The sequence below is a fragment of the Kitasatospora sp. MAP12-44 genome, assembly GCF_029892095.1.
Lineage (GTDB): Bacteria > Actinomycetota > Actinomycetes > Streptomycetales > Streptomycetaceae > Kitasatospora.
The window spans coordinates 3,756,014-3,773,893 of record NZ_JARZAE010000004.1 but is presented as its reverse complement, the minus strand read 5'-3'; the positions used below and the strand labels follow the sequence as shown (position 1 = coordinate 3,773,893).

General features: G+C 72.8%; 15 protein-coding genes. 8 read left to right on the top strand and 7 right to left on the bottom strand.

What is annotated here, in order from left to right:
• Positions 1-73: 73 nt before the first annotated feature.
• Positions 74-733, bottom strand: coding sequence for a zinc ribbon domain-containing protein (locus tag P3T34_RS17565; RefSeq protein ID WP_280666969.1), 660 nt, complete (start codon positions 731-733; stop codon positions 74-76).
• Positions 734-933: 200 nt separating this feature from the next.
• Here P3T34_RS17565 and P3T34_RS17560 point away from each other — a divergent pair, with 200 nt between their 5' ends.
• Both P3T34_RS17560 and P3T34_RS17555 read left to right on the top strand, forming a co-directional pair.
• Positions 934-2,181 (top strand): histidine kinase, encoded by a 1,248-nt coding sequence (locus P3T34_RS17560; protein WP_280666968.1) that lies wholly within the window; start codon positions 934-936, stop codon positions 2,179-2,181.
• Entirely contained in the window at positions 2,178-2,930 is a 753-nt protein-coding gene (locus P3T34_RS17555) for a response regulator transcription factor (RefSeq protein WP_280666967.1), read from the top strand. The genes P3T34_RS17560 and P3T34_RS17555 overlap by 4 nt, the downstream gene beginning before the upstream one ends.
• On the opposite strand, the gene P3T34_RS17550 is transcribed toward P3T34_RS17555, so the two are convergent.
• From P3T34_RS17550 to P3T34_RS17540, 3 genes are all read right to left on the bottom strand, one after another.
• Entirely contained in the window at positions 2,882-4,225 is a 1,344-nt protein-coding gene (locus P3T34_RS17550; protein WP_280666966.1) for a hypothetical protein, read from the bottom strand. The two genes, P3T34_RS17555 and P3T34_RS17550, sit on opposite strands and share 49 nt — an antisense overlap.
• A 179-nt stretch (positions 4,226-4,404) precedes the next feature.
• On the bottom strand, positions 4,405-4,674 hold the full coding sequence (tatA, locus tag P3T34_RS17545; RefSeq protein WP_280666965.1) for a Sec-independent protein translocase subunit TatA: 270 nt from the start codon (positions 4,672-4,674) through the stop codon (positions 4,405-4,407).
• Between the two features lie 166 nt (positions 4,675-4,840).
• Positions 4,841-6,418 (bottom strand): MFS transporter, encoded by a 1,578-nt coding sequence (locus tag P3T34_RS17540; protein ID WP_280666964.1) that lies wholly within the window; start codon positions 6,416-6,418, stop codon positions 4,841-4,843.
• 109 nt (positions 6,419-6,527) lie between these two features.
• Here P3T34_RS17540 and P3T34_RS17535 point away from each other — a divergent pair, with 109 nt between their 5' ends.
• Both P3T34_RS17535 and P3T34_RS17530 read left to right on the top strand, forming a co-directional pair.
• Positions 6,528-7,124 carry a TetR/AcrR family transcriptional regulator gene (locus tag P3T34_RS17535; protein ID WP_280666963.1) on the top strand — a complete coding sequence of 199 codons (597 nt, stop codon included), beginning with the start codon at positions 6,528-6,530 and terminating at the stop codon, positions 7,122-7,124.
• Between the two features lie 81 nt (positions 7,125-7,205).
• Positions 7,206-7,466 (top strand): hypothetical protein, encoded by a 261-nt coding sequence (locus P3T34_RS17530; protein WP_280666962.1) that lies wholly within the window; start codon positions 7,206-7,208, stop codon positions 7,464-7,466.
• A gap of 104 nt (positions 7,467-7,570) precedes the next feature.
• Here the strand turns inward: P3T34_RS17530 and P3T34_RS17525 are convergent, their stop codons facing one another.
• Entirely contained in the window at positions 7,571-8,728 is a 1,158-nt protein-coding gene (locus P3T34_RS17525; RefSeq protein ID WP_280666961.1) for an acyl-CoA dehydrogenase family protein, read from the bottom strand.
• A gap of 174 nt (positions 8,729-8,902) precedes the next feature.
• On the opposite strand from P3T34_RS17525, the gene P3T34_RS17520 reads away from it, so the two are divergent.
• The gene (locus P3T34_RS17520) at positions 8,903-10,216 is read left to right on the top strand and encodes a helix-turn-helix domain-containing protein (protein WP_280666960.1); all 1,314 of its coding nucleotides are present in this window, start codon (positions 8,903-8,905) and stop codon (positions 10,214-10,216) included.
• Here the strand turns inward: P3T34_RS17520 and P3T34_RS17515 are convergent.
• Positions 10,161-11,165, bottom strand: a complete 1,005-nt coding sequence (locus P3T34_RS17515; RefSeq protein WP_348534668.1) for an AsnC family transcriptional regulator — start codon at positions 11,163-11,165, stop codon at positions 10,161-10,163. The two genes, P3T34_RS17520 and P3T34_RS17515, sit on opposite strands and share 56 nt — an antisense overlap.
• Positions 11,166-11,279: 114 nt before the next feature.
• Between P3T34_RS17515 and P3T34_RS17510 the strand changes: the two genes are divergently transcribed.
• A complete protein-coding gene (locus P3T34_RS17510; RefSeq protein WP_280666959.1) occupies positions 11,280-12,848 on the top strand; it encodes an MFS transporter in 1,569 nt (522 codons plus the stop codon).
• On the opposite strand, the gene P3T34_RS17505 is transcribed toward P3T34_RS17510, so the two are convergent.
• On the bottom strand, positions 12,827-13,144 hold the full coding sequence (locus P3T34_RS17505) for a hypothetical protein (RefSeq protein ID WP_280666958.1): 318 nt from the start codon (positions 13,142-13,144) through the stop codon (positions 12,827-12,829). The two genes, P3T34_RS17510 and P3T34_RS17505, sit on opposite strands and share 22 nt — an antisense overlap.
• 268 nt (positions 13,145-13,412) lie before the next feature.
• Here P3T34_RS17505 and P3T34_RS17500 point away from each other — a divergent pair, with 268 nt between their 5' ends.
• The gene (locus P3T34_RS17500) at positions 13,413-15,350 is read left to right on the top strand and encodes an ATP-binding protein (protein ID WP_280666957.1); all 1,938 of its coding nucleotides are present in this window, start codon (positions 13,413-13,415) and stop codon (positions 15,348-15,350) included.
• Entirely contained in the window at positions 15,347-17,737 is a 2,391-nt protein-coding gene (locus P3T34_RS17495; protein WP_280666956.1) for a hypothetical protein, read from the top strand. Before P3T34_RS17500 ends, P3T34_RS17495 begins: the two co-directional genes overlap by 4 nt.
• Positions 17,738-17,880: the final 143 nt, after the last annotated feature.

Below are 17,880 nucleotides of genomic sequence, written 5' to 3'. Positions count from 1 at the left end.
GAGCGGGACGACGCCTCCAATGCCGAGACGCCGTCCAACTCGTCGGAGTGACCGATCTGTTATCCCGGCAGTCTCACTGCCTGGTCCCGCAGCCCGGGCAGAACGCGGCACCGGTCGGGACCACGCCCTGGCACGAGGTGCAGGTGGCCGGGTCGGCGAGTCGGAAACCGCAGCCGGGGCAGAAGGCCGAACCGTGCGTCTCGTGGTTGCACTGCGGGCAGACCAGCTGGCGCGGCGTCTGCACGTCGTAGGCCTTGGCGCTCTGCTGCCCGGCGGCGTACGCCCGCTCGCTGACCGCCTCGTTGAGCCCGCGCTGGCGGGCCACCTCCGCCTCGGCCGCGGTGTCGGGCGCGCAGCCCTGGCACAGACCCTGGGCGCCGTTCCAGCACTGGTCGCAGACATGCTGCGTGCAGCGGGCACAACGGTGGAAGTGGCCCTGCGCGTTGGCTATCGCCCGCTCGAAGGCGGCGTCCCGCGAGCTGCCCCAGGTGGCACCGGCCAGGCCGTCGGCGGCGTTCGTGATGGTGCTGCCCTGGCCCCCCAGCAGGCTCCAGGCCGCGCCCACCCCCTTGCTGACCCAGCCGGCCGCCCGCCCGGTGGTGAAGCGCTCGAACGGTGAGCGCCAGGTGTCCTGGCAGCGCGAGCAGTTGAACTCGAACTGGAATCCTGCGCCGGTCCCGTACTGCTCGCACAGGTCCCGGTGGTTGTTGGTGAAATAGATCTCGCTGCTCACGGGTACCCCCACGCGTCCTTAGGTTCACGCCCAGTCCCGAGAAGCCAGGTGAGTGGTGCTGGGCTTGGGAAGGGTGACATGAAAGGGTGTCGGATGGGAAGATCCGGCCGCCTCCACCCACGGGTTGACTCCACTGGTCAACCCGCTGTTCAACCCAGGGCCGGACGCGGCCGAAACGGGGCAGGCGGCATGCTGGGGGGATGGAGTCCACCACGCAGCCCGTCGCCCCGAGCGCCGCGGCCGGCGACAGCGTCCGGATCGCGGGCGCCAGGGTCCGCGTCCAGCAGCGCCAACAGCGCCAGGCCCACCGCCTGCGTCCGCTCACCTGGTTGATGCTCGCGGTGATCGGCGTGTGCGCCTGGACCGGGAGCGTCCGGCCGGGGCTGTCCGGCACCGGCCTGGCGCTGAGCATCGCGCTGGCCTGCTACGCCCTGCCGCTGATGATCGCGGGCGGCGGCCGCTGGCCCGCCGACCCGCCCGGCTGGCGGCTGGCGCTGGCCCTGCTGCTGTCGGTCGGCGGGCTGGCGGTGGCCGCACTGGACCCGGACGGCGCGCTCGCGGACATCCCGGTCTCCGGCGCGGTGATGCTGACGTTCCTCCAGTTGGAGCTGCGCCGGGCCGTGCTGGTCGGTGGCACGACGACCGTGCTGCTGGCCGTGCTGCTGGCGCTGACCAGCGACAGTCCGGTGGAGTCGGCCACTTCGGGCACCCTGTTCTGCGTGGTGCTGGCGGTCACCGCCGAGCTGATCCGCCGCAGCCGGGAGAGCCAGGCCCGGACCGAGCTGCTGCTGGCCGAGCTTGAGGACGCCCGGGAGGCCGAGACCCGGGCCGCCGCAGATGCCGAACGGGCCCGGATCGCCGGTGAGTTGCACGATGTGCTGGCGCAGTCGCTGTCGGCGCTGTCGATCCAGTTGGAGGGCGCCCGCCGACTCGGCGAGCGCGAGCAGGTCTCGCCGCTGCTGCAGCAGGTCATCGAGCGTTCCGTCGAGTTGACCAGGGAGGGCCTCAACGAGGCCCGGCACGCCGTCGGCGCGCTGCGCGGCGACCGGCTGCCCGCGCTGGAGGACCTGGAACCGCTGGTCGAGCGCTGCCGCCGGGATCTGGAACTGACCGTCGCCCTCTCGGTGCTGGGCACGCCGTGGCCCTGCGACCCGGACGCCGGCTTCGCGCTCTACCGGGGCGTGCAGGAGGCGCTGACCAACGTGGCCCGCTACGCGCGCGGTGCGGCGACCGAGATCGTCTTGGACTACCGTGCCGGGGGAGTGCTGGTGACCGTCTCCAACGGCCCGGGCCAGGCGCCGCCGTCCGGCTCCTCGGGCGGCGGGGGCAACGGGCTGCGCGGGATGCGCGAGCGGATCGAGCGGGCCGGTGGCCGTGCCGAGGCCGGGCCGGCCGACACCGGTGGGCTCGTCGGCGGCTGGCGGGTCGTCATGGAGGTGCCGGGATGACAGCGGGACAGCAGGACGTGGCCGATACGCGAGGGAAGAGCGGGCAGATGATCCGAGTGGTGATCGCGGACGACCAGCGGGTGACCCGGGACGGGCTCGCCCTCCTGGTCGGGCTCAACGAGGGCATGCAGGTGGTGGCGTTGGCCGGAAACGGCGAGGAGGCCGTCGCCGCCGCGCTGCTGCACCGCCCGGACGTCGTCCTGATGGACCTGTCGATGCCCGTGATGGACGGCATCGCCGCCACCGCCGCGCTCGCCGAGCAGCTGCCGGGCACCCCGGTGCTGGTCCTGAGCACCTACGCGGACGATGCCTCGATCTTCCCCGCCCTGCGCGCGGGCGCCAAGGGCTATCTGACCAAGGACGTCGGCTCGGAGCGGATCGAGGCCGGCATCCGGGCTGTGCACGCCGGGCAGACCTGGATGGACCCGGTGGTCCAGCAGCGCCTGGTCGCCGCCGTCATGGTCACCGGCCCCACCGGCCCCAGCGGCCCCACCAGCCCCGCCGCGCCCACCGGTCCGGTGGCCGCCGCCGACGGGCTGACGGACCGTGAGCGCGAGGTGCTGGTGCTGATCGCCGAGGGCCTCTCCAACGCCGAGATCGCCGAGCGGCTCTACCTGGGCCTGGCGACCGTCAAGACGCATATCAACCGGATCTTCGCCAAGACCGGCGCCCGCGACCGCGCCCAGGCGGTGCGCTACGCCTACCGCAGCGGCATCGTGCCCGCCGAGGGCGGCGAGGCGGTCGGGTAGCCGGGCGGACGGCCGGTCGGGGCGGCGCCGCTCGGCGGTCCCGGGTCGTCCAGGAACTCCAGCACCGCGAGCACCGCCACCAGCACGACCGCGAGCCAGAACACCACCAGCGCGGTCGGATAGTTCCAGGTCACGAAGAGCACGACCACGACGGCCAGCGCGAACCAGCCCAGCGCCGCCTTGAACCGGTGGGTGAAGCGGCCGACCGGGCCAAGACGCAGGCCCAGCCGCTGCGCGGACTGCCGGACGGCGCCGAGACCCGCCCGCCACAGGCCGCGCCCGGCGACCGCCCGCCGCCCAGGACCGGTCAGCCAGGCGCCGAGCGCCGTCAGCACGCCCAGCACGATCACCGTGCGGACCTCCGCACGCAGGAAGCGCACCAGCGTGTTGTAGATGGCCGAGGCGGCGGCCTGGTCCACCGCGGCCGGCAGCTTGTCGAGGTAGAACGCGTGGAAGAAGCTCAGCCCGATCCCCAGCACCGCCGCGCCGGCCGCCATCCCGAGTGCCACCGTGACCAGCGCCCGCCGCCGCCGGACGGCCAGCAGGACCCCGGCGGCCGCACAGAGCAGGGCCAGCACCGGCACCCAGAACCCGGCCAGCTCCAGCAGCCGCAGGACGGTGCGTATGGTGGAGACGCTCTGCGAGTCGGCCAGCACGAAGTCGGTGTGCACGGTGGGGAGCTGCCCGGCGATCGAGAGCCCGCCCGTCACCAGACGGCTCTTCACCTGGTCGATCACCGGCGCCAGGTCGAGGGTGACCACGTTGCCGTGGATCTGCACGGCGCCGCCGCCCTGGCCGGTCAGCGCCTTGTCGAGGGTGGCGTGCGCCGAGCGGTTGAGCTGGATCCAGAGCGTCGCGAACGCGTCGCTGCTCACCACCGAGGCCACCTGGCCCTGGACGAAACCGGTGAGCCCGTCGGTGAGTGCCCCGCCCACCTGGCCGAGCAGCGCGTTCAGCAGCGGGCGGTCGTCCGGCGCGAGCTGGCCGACCAGCGAGCTGATCGGGATCAGGCTGACCAGCTCGGTGGTCACCCGGTCGGTGACGGCCGCCTGCACGGCGGGGTCACTGGCCAGCGGGGCCATCGTGGCGACATAGCGATCGGTGTCGGTGATGTGCGACTTGACCCAGATGGCGGCCGTGCCGAGCGGGGTGAGTACGCAGGCGAGCGTGATCAGCAGGGCGGCGAGCACGGACTTCAGTCGGCGGCCGGGCTGTTCCAGCCAGGCCAGGCGCTGCCGGAGGTCGGCGAGTTCGGCCGCCGTCGGGCCGTCCGGTGCCGGACTGCCGCCGCTCATCGGTACCTCCGGTCACGGTGGGTGCTCCGACCAGGAGATACCAGAACAAATCGGACGGCCAGTCGGGCATGCGGCGTGCCACCGGGGCCTGATACGACGCAACCCCCGGTCCGTCAGCTGACGGACCGGGGGTTGCGGGAAGTCTGTGCTCGCGCAGCTGTGCTCGCGCGGAGGGAGCCTCAGGCGGTGGTGTTCCTGGGGACCTCGTCCACCTTGGTCACGGTGACCGGGGCCACGGCCGGGCGGGGCTGCTCGGTCGCGGTGGACTCGGCGGTGGTGCCCTCGGCCGGCGAGTCGTCCTCGCGCATGGCCTTGGTCTCGGCCTTCAGGATGCGCATGGACTTGCCCAGGCCGCGTGCCATCTCGGGCAGCTTCTTCGAGCCGAACAGCAGGATGATGACAGCCAGCACCACCAGGAGGTGCCAGGGCTCCAGACCGTTGCGGAACATCCCTGACCACCGGTCCCTTCGGTTTACTCGCCGTTGCATGCCGGACGGGACCGCCCGACCACGTCAGTATGCCTGGCTCCGCGGGCGAACGTATACACCCGCTGGGAAACGGTGGTCAAAGAGCCGGTGAAGCGGGTGGATTCGCGGGGTTTCCGTGCGATGTGGTCTATACCACTGTCGCCTGGGTGGCGGAAAGGTCCCTATCACCGGTGTCTTTCGCCCCTGCGTTGGCGGTGGTTGGCAGATGGCCCATCAGCCGGTTGGCCGCGACCGCCGCGGCGATCATGAAGAGCAGCCCGACCACGGCCGCCAGGTGCATGCCGTCGGTGAACGCCGCGCGGGTGGCGGCCAGCAGCTCGCCGCGGGCCGCTCCCGGCAGGTGCGCCGCCACGGTAACCGCGCCGCCGAGCGTGTCGTGCGCCGCTCGCGCCGCGTCGCCCGGCAGGCCGGCGGGCAGCGCGCCGTTCAGCCGGGCGCGGTAGACCGCCGCGCCGGCCGCGCCGAGGATCGCGATACCCAGTGAGCTGCCCAGCTCGGTGGCGGTCTCCGAGGTGGCGGCGGCGACCCCGGCCCGCTCCGGCGGGGCGGCCGAGACGACCAGGTCGGCGGTCAGCATCATGGTGCCGACGGTGCCGGCGGCGAGCACGCCGGCCGCGGTGAGCACCAGGGCCAGCGGGGAGTCCGGGCCGACCAGCGTCATCAGGGCGAAGCCGGTCGCGCCGATCAGCAGTCCGCCGGCCATCTGCCGGCCCGGTCGGACCTTGCCGGCCAGCGCTCCGGAGAGCCCGACCGCCGCGCCGACCCCGACGCTGGGCACCAGTGCCCAGAGCGAGGCGGTGAGTGGACTCATGCCCTTGACCAGCTGCAGGTACTGCGAGGTGAAGAGGGTGAAGCCCATCATCGCGAACATCGCGACGGTGTTGACCGTGATCGCTCCGCTGTAGGTCCTGATCCGAAAGAGGCTCAGCTCGATCAGCGGATGCGCGGCGCTGCGCTGGCGCTGGACGAAGAGCGCGCCGAAGCCCAGGCCGGCGGCCAGCACCAGGGCGGGGTCGGTGCTCCAGCCGTCGACGGCGAGCGTCTTGATGCCGTAGACCACCGGCAGCACGGCGGCCATCAGCAGGCCGGCGCCGAGCAGGTCGAAGCCGCCGCGCTGCGGCGAGCGGTACTCGGGCAGCAGGAACGGACCGGCGAGCAGCAGCAGGACCATCACCGGGATGGAGACCAGGAAGGCCGAGCCCCACCAGAAGTGGGCGAGCATCAGGCCGCCGACCACCGGGCCGAGGGTGGCGCCGCCGGTCATCGCGCCGGTCCAGGCGCCGAGGGCGAGCCGGCGCTGGTCCGGGTCGGGGAACATGTTGCGGATCAGCGCCAGGGTCGAGGGCATCAGCGTCGCCCCGGCCACGCCAAGCAGTGCGCGGGCCGCGATCAGCTGCGCCGCGCCGTCCGCGTAGGCGGCCAGCAGGGACGCCCCGGCGAAGCCGGCCGCGCCCAGCAGCAGTAGTCGGCGACGGCCGATCCGGTCGCCCAGGTCGCCCATCGGGATGAGCAGCCCGGCCAGCAGGAACGAGTAGCTGTCCATGATCCACAGCTGCTGGGTGCCACTCGGTCGCAGATCGGTGCTGATGAACGGCACGGCGAAGAAGAGCACGCCCATGTCCATGGCGAGGACCAGAGTCGGAAGCAGGAGGACGGCGAGGCCGATCCAGGCGCGGCGGCCGGCGAGGCCGGTGGTTGCGGTCATGGGAGAGACGGTACGGACGTTTGAGACGGCTGTCTAGGACGTTCGTTCAATACGATCGTGCAAGACATCTGTTCAAGACGTACGTACGGATCTGCCGTAGCATCGGCGCATGGGAAACCGAGAAGCCCTGCTGGCCGGGGCCAAGAGCTGCCTGTACGAGAAGGGCTTCGCTCGGACCACCGCGCGGGACATCGCGAGCGCGTCCGGCGTCAGCCTCGCCGCCATCGGCTACCACTTCGGCTCCAAGGACGCGTTGATGAACGCGGCGATGATGGCGGCGATCGAGGAGTGGGCCGACCGGCTGGGCGCCGCGCTCCGCGACGCCGCCTATGTGCACGCCACCCCGGAGGAGCGCTTCGTCGCCAGCTGGGACCGGGTGCTGGAGACCTTCGTCGAGCACCGCGGACTCTGGGTCGCGCAGTTCGAGATGATGGCGCAGATCGAGCACGCGCCCGAGCTGAAGGCGGCGATGGAGCAGGCGCAGCGCGATGCCCGGCTCGGGCTCTCCGCGCTCTTCCAGGGCAAGGCCGAGGTGCCCGACACCGAGGACGAGATCAGCCGCGGCATGTTCTACCAGGCCCTGCTGGCCGGGCTGGCGGCGCAGTGGCTGCTCGCGCCGGCGCAGGCGCCGAGCGGCCGCGACTTCCTCCGCGGCCTGCAGGTGGTCTCGGGCAGCGTGCTGGGCGGCGCATTGGGCAGTGGCTGACGCCGACCCGCTCGGACCCGCTCGGACCTGTTCGGAGCCGCTCGGGATGCGGGCGCTCCCCGCTTCGCCGATGGTGGGTCTATGGCGATCAATGAGAAGAGCTACGGATTCCAGCCCAACCGCAAGCTGCTCGGCGCCGGCCTGCTGCTCGGCGGCGTCGGCGCGGTGGCGGGGCTGCTGGGCACGGTACTGGTCGGGGTTGCACTGGCCACCGCCGGTCGCGGCTGGATCCAGCAGATGGAGACCTCGCCCGTCGAGCGGGCCACCCGCGCGATGCAGCAGGCCCGGGCGGCCTCACAGGCCGGCCTGGACGCCTGGCGCAGCGGGGCGTCCGTGAACTGAGCCGGTTGCCCCGCATGGAGCCGGTGAACGACCTCGGCCGGTGGCCGCCGAACGGGATCCGTTCGGCGGCCACCGGCCGAGGTCGTTGTTCGGGTCGAACGTCCTTACAGGCCCATCGACTTGGCGATGATGGTCTTCATGACCTCGCTGGTGCCGCCGTAGATCCGGAACACCCGGTTGTCGGTGTAGAGGCGGGCGATCGGGTACTCCAGGATGTAGCCGTAGCCACCGTGCAGCTGAAGGCACTTGTCGACCACCACGGAGGTCGACTCGGTGCAGAACAGCTTGAGTTCGGCGGCGTCCGCGACCGTCAGCGCGCCCTGCTGGTAGAGCTCCAACGCCTGGTCCACCATGGCCTGTTGGGCCGTCACCTGGGACTGGCAGTCGGCCAGTGTGAACTTGGTGTTCTGGAACTCCGCCACCGTCTGGCCGAAGACCTTGCGGTCCTTGACGTAATCCAGCGCGAAGCGCACCGCGGCGGCCGCGGCGGCGTAGGCGCCGACGGCGATCGCCAGGCGCTCCTGCACCAGGTTGTGGGTCAGGTAGCTGAACGCCTTGCCCTCCTCGCCGAGCAGGTCCACCACCGGCACCTTGACGTCGGAGAAGGCCAGTTCGGCGGTGTCGGAGGTGCGCAGGCCGATCTTCTGCAGCTTGCGGCCGACCGTGTAACCCGGCGACTTGGTGTCCACGCAGAGGATCGACAGACCGGCTCTGCGGTCGGCCGGGTCGTACGGCGCGGTGCGCGCGACCACCAGCACCAGGTCGGCCAGCACGCCGCCGGTGATGAAGGTCTTGGCGCCGTTCAGCACGTAGTGGGTGCCGTCCGCGGAGAGCTTGGCGGTGGTGGCGATGCCGGCCAGGTCGGAACCGGCGCCCGGCTCGGTCATCGCGATCGCCGTCATGATGTCGCCCGAGATGAAGCCCGGCAGCCAGCGCTGCTTCTGCTCCTCGTTGGCGTACTCCAGGATGTACGGCAGCACCAGGCCGGTGTGCACACCGGACGAGCCGAAGGTGACGCCCGCGCGGGCGGTCTCCTCGACCACCACGGCCTGGTACTTGAAGCCGCTCTCGCCCGCGCCGCCGTACTCCTCGGGGACCTCGATGCCGAAGACGCCGAGGGCGCCGAGCTTGTTGTAGAACGAGCGCGGCGGGTGGCCGTCGGCCTCCCAGCTCTCGTAGACCGGGACGACCTCCTTGGCGATGAAGTCCCGGATGGTGCTCCGGAAGGCCTCGTGGTCCTCGGTGTAGACGGTACGGCGCACGATGGCGCTCCCTTCGGGGACGGCGCGGTGGGCGGTTGATCGCTGGCTAAGTTAATCCTCGGTAGCCTCGCTGTCCAGGGTGTTCGCCGGGTGAGTCCAGGCCAGTGGGAGGACCGAAACGGTGGACCTCGGGGCGGGTTATGTGAATGATGGCTAGCCGGAAAGGGGCTGCGGATGGCTGGGCAGGTGGCGGCGGCCCCCGGCGCGGGGCGGCGTCCTCGGGGGCGCCGGGCGCAGATCCTCATGGTGGCCGCGGAGCAGTTCCACCGCAGCGGGTACCACCAGGTCGCGATGGCCGAGGTCGCGGCGGCCGTCGGGATCACCGCCCCCGCGCTCTACCGGCACTACCGGGGCAAGCCGGAGCTGCTGCGGCAGGCCGTCCGCTCCGGCTTCGACCAGCTGTCGGCCGCCGTCGCGTCGGCGGCCGCTGCATCGGCCGACGGGGCCGGCGGCGCCGCCGAGGCGCTGGCCGACGCGTTGGCGGGCCTGGCCCCCGAGCAGCGCGCACTCGGCACGCTCTGGCAGCGGGACGCCCGGTTGCTGCCGGCCGCGCAACGTGCCGAGCTGCGGCGTACGTTGCGCGCGGACGTCCGGGCGGCGGCCCGTCTACTGGTCTCGGATCGGGCCGAACTGTCCTCGGAGGATGCCGAGTTGATGGTCTGGTCGGCCCTTTCGGTCTGCGCCAGCCTGTCGTACCACAGCTTCGCCCCGCCGCGCCGGCGCTTCGAGCGGCTGCTGCGCGAGCTGCTGTTCGGGCTCTTCTCGGTCTCCGTCGGCCGGCCTTCCGCCGCCGCCGCGCCGACTCACCGGCCCGCGCCGACTCCCCGGCCCCCGGCGGCCGCCGGTGAGGTCCATCCGGTGAACCGTCGGGAGGCGCTCCTGACGGCCGCCGTCCGGCTGTTCCACGAGCGGGGTTTCGACAACGTCAGCATCGACCGGCTGGGCGCCGCGGTCGGCATCGCCGGACCCAGCGTCTACCGCCATTTCCCCACCAAGGCCGAGCTGTTGGCCGCCTCCCTGGTGCGCTGCCGGGAGCGGCTGTGGCACGAGGTGGAGGCCGCGCTGCGGTCGGCCGCCGACCCCGCCGACCCCGCCGAGGCGCTGGCGCGCGGCCTGGACGCCTACGTCGACTTCGCCCGGCGCCACCACCACTACCTGGGTGCGATGGTGAGCGAGACCGACCGGCTGGCCGCACCGGACCGCAAGGCCGCGCTCGACTTCCGGCGCGACTTCCTGCGGGTCTGGGTCGGCCTGCTCCAGCAGCTGCGCCCCGACTACGACAACGCACAGGCCAGGATCCGGGTGCACGCGATGTTCGCGGTAGTGAACGACGGCGTGTGCAACCCGCCGCACGCTGCCCGCCCCGACCTCGCGCCCCGCCTGACCGGCCTGGCCCTGGCCGTCCTCGGCCTGCCCGAAGGCGCCCGGGTCGCTACTCCACCGGGTCCACCAGTCGGTGCCCGTCCGTCAGCAGGCCGGCCCGCTTGACGGTGCGGATGACCGGGCTGAGCTCGACCCGCTGGATGGCGGGCAGTGAGCCGAGTCGGCCGGTGAGGAACTCGTAGAGCTCCTCGGTGTCCCGGCAGAGCACCACGGCCACCAGGTTGGCCGAGCCGGTCACGGCGGCGGCGAACGGGATGCCCGGGTGGGCGGCGAGCGCGGCGCCCGCGGCGGCCAGGTCGGCGGGGGCCACGGTGGCCCACAGGGTGGCCTGGGTCGGGTAGCCGAGCAGTGCCGGGTCGATCTCGACGTCGAAGGAGAGCGCGCCGATCTCCTGCAGGTGCTCCATGCGGCGACGTGCGGTGGACTCGGAGAGACCGGTGGCGCGGGCCAAGTCGGGGCAGCCCGTCCGGCCGTCGCGGGCCAGCTCGGCGAGGAGCACGAGGTCCGTCTCGTCCAGCTGGACCGGTCCGGCGCCCGGGTTCACCGGGTGTTCCAGCGCTGCCACCTGCTCGGCGGTCAGCCGGTTCACTCCCAGCCAGCGTGACGGGCCGCCGATGAAGACCTTCAGCACGGTGTGTGCGGTCACCCCGGTGACCCGCTGGGTGCGCGGCAGCTTGTCCAGCAGCAGCGAGTCGCGGTCCTCCCGGCTGCGTGCCCGGGTCACGCAGTTGACCTCGGTGCCACCGGAGTTGAGGGTGACCCAGGAGATGTCGGGGCGCCGGGCCAGTGCGTCGGCGACCGCCACGGCGGCGTCCGGGGTGCACTGCACCCGCAGCCAGGACTCCAGCAGGCCGACCCGGCGGCCGTCCGGCAGCCCGACCACCCGCAGCAGCCCGGCGGTGCGCAGCCTGCGGTAGCGGCGGATCACCGTCTGGTCCGAGACGCCCAGGACGGCGGCGATCTTGCTGAAGGCGGCCCGCCCGTCGATCAGCAGGGCCTGGACCAGCTGGTGATCGAGGTCGTCGAGCAGCGGGCTCTGATTGGTTTCCATCATCACCCGATCAGTCTATGTTGGAATCCGGCACGAAGGTAGGCGTGGTTGGAAGTATCGCCCGCCCCGGTGCGATCGTCAGCGCGACACAAATGCGAAACCGAACGGAGAACTCCGATGCGTAAATGGCTGCCGCTGACCGCGGTGTGCCTGGGCACGTTCATGCTGCTGGTGGACGTCACCATCGTGACCGTCGCCCTGCCGGACATGGCCAGGAGCCTGCACACCTCCTTCGCCGACCTGCAGTGGGTGATGGACATCTACGCCCTGGCCCTGGCGGCCCTGCTGCTGAGCGCCGGGTCGCTGGCCGACCTGGCCGGGCGACGCAAGGTCTACCTGGCGGGCCTGGTGCTCTTCGCCGTCGCCTCGCTGGCCTGCGGCCTGGCGACCGGACCGGCCGTGCTGATCGCCTTCCGCGCTCTGCAGGGCATCGGCGGCGCCGCGATGTCGGCTACCACGATGGCGCTGCTGAGCAGCTCCTACCAGGGCAAGGACCGCGGCATCGCGTTCGGCGTCTGGGGCGCGGTGAGCGGCGCCGCGGCCGCGGCCGGCCCGGTGCTGGGCGGGATGCTCACCCAACACCTGGACTGGCACTGGATCTTCTACGTCAACCTGCCGGTCAGCGCGCTGGCGGTGCTGATGACCCTGCGCTACGTCAGCGAGTCCCGCAACCCGCACGCCAAGGGCGTCGACCTGCCGGGCATGGCCACCTTCACGCTGGCGGCCGGTGCCGTCACCTACGCACTGATCCGGGTCGGCGACAACGGCTGGACCTCCACCGCCACACTGGGGTTCTTCGCGCTCGGCGCGCTCGCGCTGGCCGCGTTCGTGGCGGTCGAGCGGCGCAGTAGCCGGCCGATGCTGGACCTGGCGCTCTTCCGCAGCCCCTCCTTCGTCGGGATCATGCTCGGCGGCCTGCTGCTCTCCGTCGCGGGCTTCTCCTACATGGTCTACGCCTCGCTCTGGCTCCAGTCGGTGCGCGGCATGGGCCCGGTGACGGCCGGTCTCGTCTTCCTGCCGATGAGCATCGCGGCGTTCCTGGTCTCCGCCGTGGCCGGCCGATGGCTCTACGGGGCCTCGCCCCGGTGGACCATCGGGATCGGCATGCTGCTGATCAGTGCGGGCGCCCTGCTGCAGGCCATGGTCGGCGCGGGCTCGACCTGGACGGTCCTGCTGCCCGGCCTGGCGCTGACCGGCGTCGGGGTGGGCCTGGCGGGGCCGTTGCTGGCGATCACCGCGATGGCCTCGGTGCCGACCGAGCGCGGCGGGATGGCGGCCGGCGCCGCCAACACCTCGCGCCAGCTGGGCAATGCGCTGGGGATCGCGGTGCTGGGCGCCGTCTTCCAGGACAAGGTGCTGGCCGCGCTGCGGGCCTCGGCCGGAGCGCTGAGCGACCCCAAGGCCACCGCGGACGCGCTCACCGGCGGCCGGGCGGCCGCCGTGATCGCCCGCACGGCCCCCGAACACCGGGCCGCCGTCTCGCAGCTGGTGCACGAGGTGTTCGCCGCCGGGCTGCGGCAGACCTTCTTGGTGGCCGGTGTGATGGGCCTGGTGGGCGGCGCGATCGTGCTGCTGCTGGTCCGTCGGCCCCCGGCCCCGGCCTGGGCCGGTGACGCGGGGAAGGGCGGACCCCAGGAGGCCCGCCCTTCGGTCAAGCCGCAGGCTCAGGAGGCCACGAGCGGATAGTGCACCTCGTGGCGGAAGTTGAGGTTGCCCTGCAGGGCGCCCACGCCGCCCGAGTTGCCGGCCACGGCGGTGGTGTTGTTCTCGTTGCTGCCGCCGGAGCCGGTGGCCGTCTGCTGTGCGGCGTTGCCGTTGCCGGTCACACTGCCGACCACGTTGCCGGAGCCCCAGTTGCTGACGACGCTGCTGTTGGATCCGTTGTCGGATCCGGCGGCGTTGTCGGCCTGGGCACTGCCGATGCCGATCACGAGAAAGGCACCGAGGGCGGCGATGGCGGTGAGTGCACGGGTACGGGACACGATGGTCTCCCTAGCTGTCAATGCTGCGAGTTGGCGCTCCCGGGGTGGCCGCCCCGGCTGCGTCGTGGTCTGACGTCGCATCAGCAGCATCCACCGTCCGACCGTCCGACTTCCATGGATTTCCGGGCGATTCGCTCAATCGAGTCATATCGGCCCGAGAGCCCCACGCAAAGGTTTGCCCGGTGGCCTTGCGGGCAGGCAGCCGGGAGTCCGCGCCCCTGCGGAAAGTGGTGGTCCAGGGTTAGTCGTACTGGCAGACTGGGGCCTCATGTCTGAAGGTCACGAGCCCGATCGCGCACCGGCCGACCCGCCGTCCGCGCACGAGAACCTGCGCACCACCGAGGTCGACCTCGGCGGTCTGGTGAGCGTCCTCGCCACCCACCTCTACTCCACCCCGCTGGTCGCCCTGCGCGAACTGGTCCAGAACGCGCACGACTCGCACACCCGCAGACGGCTGGAGGACCCGGACGGCAGCACCGGGCACACCCCCGAGATCCGGGTGCGCGCCACCACCGCCCGGACCGTCGCGATCGAGGACACCGGCGCGGGCCTGACCGAACCCGAGATCCACGCCTATCTGGCCACCGTCGGCACCGGCTACACCCGGCTGCTGCGCGAGGTGACCGGCAACGAGGAGCTGATCGGGGCCTTCGGCCTCGGCTTCCTGTCCGCCTTCTCGGTGGCCGACGAGGTCACCGTCACCACCACCTCGCACCGCGAACCCACCCGCGGCCACCGCTACCGCAGCCGCGGCGGCGAGCAGTACAGCGTCGAGCCCGTCGCGCCGCGGCCCACCCCTGGCACCGTCGTCGAGCTGGCCCTGAAGGCCGAGCACGCGCACCTCGCCGACGAGCAGTCGCTGCGCGAAGTCCTCGGCCGCTACTGCGTGCTGCTGAGCGTGCCGGTCTACGTCGGCGACGACGAGCAGCCGGTCAACGCGATCCCGGTGCCGTGGCGCGAGCCCGTCCCGACGACTGGCCTCTACGCGGCCCGGATGGACTTCGCGACGGCTTTCGGCCGCCGCTTCGCGCCGCTCACCGCGTTCCCGCTGAACCCCGCCACCGAGGACGCGGACAGCGTCGGCCTGCTCTGGGTGCAGGACGGCGGCACCTACGGCAGCAGCGACAACCGCGAGTTGGCGGTCTACCTGCGCGGCATGCTGCTCGCCGACGACGCCCGCGACCTGCTGCCCAGCTGGGCCGGATTCATCGGCGGCGTGGTCGAGTCCAACCGCCTCACCCCCACCGCCAGCCGCGAGGACCTCCAGCGCGACGAGCACTACCGGGCGCTGCAGCAGGAGTTGACCGACGCCATCGTCAACGGCCTGTACGAGACAGCCCGGTTGTACCCCAGCGCCTGGCGCCGGATCCTGGCCCGGCACGGGCAGGACCTGCTCGGCGCCGCGCTCTGCGACGACCGGCTCTTCACGCTGCTCGCCGACGACGTCCCGGTGCCGACCTCGCAGGGCGACCTGACGGCGGGCGCGCTGCGCGCCGCGGGCAACGGCGCGGTGCATGTGGCGCTCGGCACCGGCGGCGGGTTCGAGGAGATGCTCTACCGCGCCATGCAGGTGCCGATCGCGCGCGGCGACCGCTACGCCGTGCTGCCCTTCCTGCGCCGCTACACCCAGCTGCGGGACTGCCGGATCGTCGAACTGGGCGGTGAGAGCGGCAACCGCGAGCTGTTCCGCGAGCCCGAACAGCCGCTGCCCGCCGAGGAGTCGGCCTGGCTGGCGGCCGCGCTGGCCGACCCGGGCGAGCAGCTGGTGCCCGCCCGCTTCGACCCGCCCGGCCTGCCGCTGGTGCTGGTCCCCGACCGCGAGGCCGAGTTGAAGGCCCGGATCGAGGACGACGCGGCGGACGCCCGGATCCCGTCGGCGGCGCTGCGCCTGGCCCGGGCCTTCACGGCCCGTACCGACGGCTCGGTCAAGGCCCGGCTCTACCTCAACACCGCCTCGCCCGCGGTCCGGGACCTGCTGGCGGCCTACCGCGCGGGCCACACCGGCAGCGCCACCGCGGCGGCCCTGCTGCGCTCGCTCAAGGTGATCATGGCCGCGGCGGCGGGCTCCACCGGCGGCGACCTGGCGGCCGCGCTGGCCGGGGTGGGGACGGCGGTGGCGGCGCTGACGGCGCCGTCCGACGGACTGTCAGTGGCGCTCGGCACACTGTTCGACACCACCGACGAGTCAGGGGAGGCCACCCAGTGAGCACCGATGTCTGGGGCTGGGTCCACGACACCCACAGCCGGCTGATCGAGGACGGCCAGCACCGGCTGGCCACCGCGCTCGCCGAGATCGCCGGCCACGCCGTCGACGGGCGCAACGACCAGCTCGACGCGATGTTCCCGGAGGCACTGGCCTCGGCCCGCGCGCTCGGCCTGCCCTGGGCCGAGGTCTTCCTGCGGCACTGGCGGCTGCAGAACCTGCTGAACAAGCGCCACCAGGGCGAGCGCGCGATGGCCGAGGCGGTCTCGCTGCTGGAGTTCGCCCACCGCGAGGAGACCGTCTCCTGCCCCCAGTCGGTCTGCGCCGTGCAGGACTTCACGATCTGCCATGCCAACATCGACGGCCCCGGCTACGTGCCCGAGCGGCTCGCCGTGCTGGAGGAGACGCTGGAGCGGGTCGAGCCCGCCAGGGCCTGCTACGACTGCCTCTCCCGCGAGTACGCCGACACGCTGGAGGACGACGGCCGCGCCGACGCCGCGCTCGCCCACCTGGACCGCGCCCAGCTGCGGATCCAGACGAGCGGCGCGCGGGTCTCGCTGGCCTTCGGGCTGGCCCGTGCCTCCGCGCTGCACCGGCTCGGCCGCAACGAGGAGGTGCTCACCGCCCTCGACACCGCCGAGCAGGCCTATGTCGCCGCCCGCAACATCCTGGACGAGGACGACCGCCGCAAACTTGGCGTCCACCGGGCCCGCGCGCTGGCCGCGCTCGGCCGCTGGGAGCAGGCGCTGGAGCAGCTGCCGCCGGCTGAGGAGGCCGACGAGTTCCCGGACATCCGGCACCGCTGGACCGACGCGGTGGAGCGGCTGGTGGCGGCCGGTCAGTACCCCAACGACGTCCGGCTCGGCGTGCTGCTGGCCGGCTGGGTCTCCTACCTGGACACCGCCGGCTCGCACCGGCCCTGCCTGGAGCTGGCCCTGGTGGCCGGCCGGCTGGCCGTGCGCCGCCGGGCCGCCGCGGTGGCCCGCGCGCTGGTCGCCACCGGTGAGCGCAAGCTGGCGCTGCTGCGCCGGGCGGACCAGGCGGTCGCCGGCCGGCTCGCCGAGCTGCGCGCCGACGCCGAGGCGCTGGGCCTGCCCGAGCTGCCGGTGCCGGTCGGCGAGCTGCTCGGCTGGCTGGCCGACCGCCCCGAGCCCGCCGAGCCCGACGGCACGCCGGAGGCCGACGCGGACCTGCTGACCACCGCCTGGGCAGCCTGCGGCGCCGACCATACGATCGAGCCCGCCGCGGCCACCGACCTGCTGCTCCAGCTGGCCGGGCTGCTGGCCTCGCTCGGCCACGACTACGCCTCGGCCGAGCTGCTCTGGGCCCGCCTGGAGCAGGAGCCGGACCACCAGCAGCTCACCGGCATGCTCGGCTCGGTGCTGATCGAGGGCCGCGACGCCGAGGGCATCCAGCGGCTGGCGGCCCTGCTGGCGCGCCGCAGCCCGGTCGACGCGCACTGGATCCGGGCCCGCTGGGCGATCGCCGAGAGCCGCTGGGCGCAGGCCGTGGAGAGCTGCGAGGCGCTGCTGGCACTCGAGCCGGACCGGATCAACCCGCGCCGGCTGGCCGCCGCCGCGGCCACCGAGCTCGGCGACCACGCCACCGCCCAGCGGTTCTACCAGGAGCTGCTGGAGCACGCGCTGCCCGCCGAGGGGACGCCGCCGCACGAGCAGTACCGCACGGTCCAGGAGTCCGACCTCTGGCACCTGGTGACGGCCGCCACCGCCAACCGCGACTGGGCGGCGGTGCGGGCGGCCGGAGCCCGTCTCGGCATCGACTTCGAGCAGTCCGAGGGCCCGGTCGACGAGGAGTGGCAGCTCGTCACCATCCGGGTGCGGCGCACCAACGGCGCCACCACCGATCTCCCGGCACTCCGCACCGGACCCGCCACCGCCCGCATCCTGCCGGTGCTGGCCGAGGACATCCCGCTCAACCACGGGGACGTGGTGGTCTTCGGCCCCGCGCTGCTTGAGGGGCTGGCGAACGAGGAGGTGGCGGTGGAGGACGGTGAGCAGTGGCGGCCGACCTTCGAGCTGCTCACCCTGCTCGACCCGGCCGGGTTCACCACGTACTGGCTGGACGGCTGCTGGCCGGGACCGCAGACCTGGTCCGAGTTCCGGGTGGCCGCGGTCGAGGCCGGGTACGGCGTGTGGGCGTACAGCGGCGGGCAGTACGTGATCACCGACCCGGCCGCGGGCAAGGGGCAGCTCCCCGGGATCTACGCGGCGCTCGGGGTGCCGCCGACCGCCTCCGCCGCCGAGGCGGACACCCTGCTGCAGAAGCTGACGAAGGGGTGGGAGCACCCGCTGAGCTGGCTCGACCTGGCCAAGGCGGCCGGGGTGGACACGGCCCCGCACGAGGAGATCATCGAGCGCTACGGCCTCTGACCAGCGCCTCCTGTCCGTCCCGTATTGTCTGCTTTCCGGACAGTCCGTCCGGGCGATGTCCGCAGCCGCCGTCCACCGACCCGTACATATGCGTACGCGGTCCGGTTCGGGCAAGGTGGAGGCGAAGATCACGAGTGGTGGCG

Bases quoted from the DNA above. Each gene is read 5' to 3' on its own strand.
- P3T34_RS17560 (WP_280666968.1), top strand. From the start codon at position 934: ATGGAGTCCACCACGCAGCCCGTCGCCCCGAGCGCCGCGGCCGGCGAC.
- P3T34_RS17555 (WP_280666967.1), top strand. From the start codon at position 2,178: ATGACAGCGGGACAGCAGGACGTGGCCGATACGCGAGGGAAGAGCGGG.
- P3T34_RS17550 (WP_280666966.1), bottom strand. From the start codon at position 4,225: ATGAGCGGCGGCAGTCCGGCACCGGACGGCCCGACGGCGGCCGAACTC.
- tatA (WP_280666965.1), bottom strand. From the start codon at position 4,674: ATGTTCCGCAACGGTCTGGAGCCCTGGCACCTCCTGGTGGTGCTGGCT.
- P3T34_RS17540 (WP_280666964.1), bottom strand. From the start codon at position 6,418: ATGACCGCAACCACCGGCCTCGCCGGCCGCCGCGCCTGGATCGGCCTC.
- P3T34_RS17535 (WP_280666963.1), top strand. From the start codon at position 6,528: ATGGGAAACCGAGAAGCCCTGCTGGCCGGGGCCAAGAGCTGCCTGTAC.
- P3T34_RS17530 (WP_280666962.1), top strand. From the start codon at position 7,206: ATGGCGATCAATGAGAAGAGCTACGGATTCCAGCCCAACCGCAAGCTG.
- P3T34_RS17520 (WP_280666960.1), top strand. From the start codon at position 8,903: ATGGCTGGGCAGGTGGCGGCGGCCCCCGGCGCGGGGCGGCGTCCTCGG.
- P3T34_RS17515 (WP_348534668.1), bottom strand. From the start codon at position 11,165: ATGATGGAAACCAATCAGAGCCCGCTGCTCGACGACCTCGATCACCAG.
- P3T34_RS17510 (WP_280666959.1), top strand. From the start codon at position 11,280: ATGCGTAAATGGCTGCCGCTGACCGCGGTGTGCCTGGGCACGTTCATG.
- P3T34_RS17500 (WP_280666957.1), top strand. From the start codon at position 13,413: ATGTCTGAAGGTCACGAGCCCGATCGCGCACCGGCCGACCCGCCGTCC.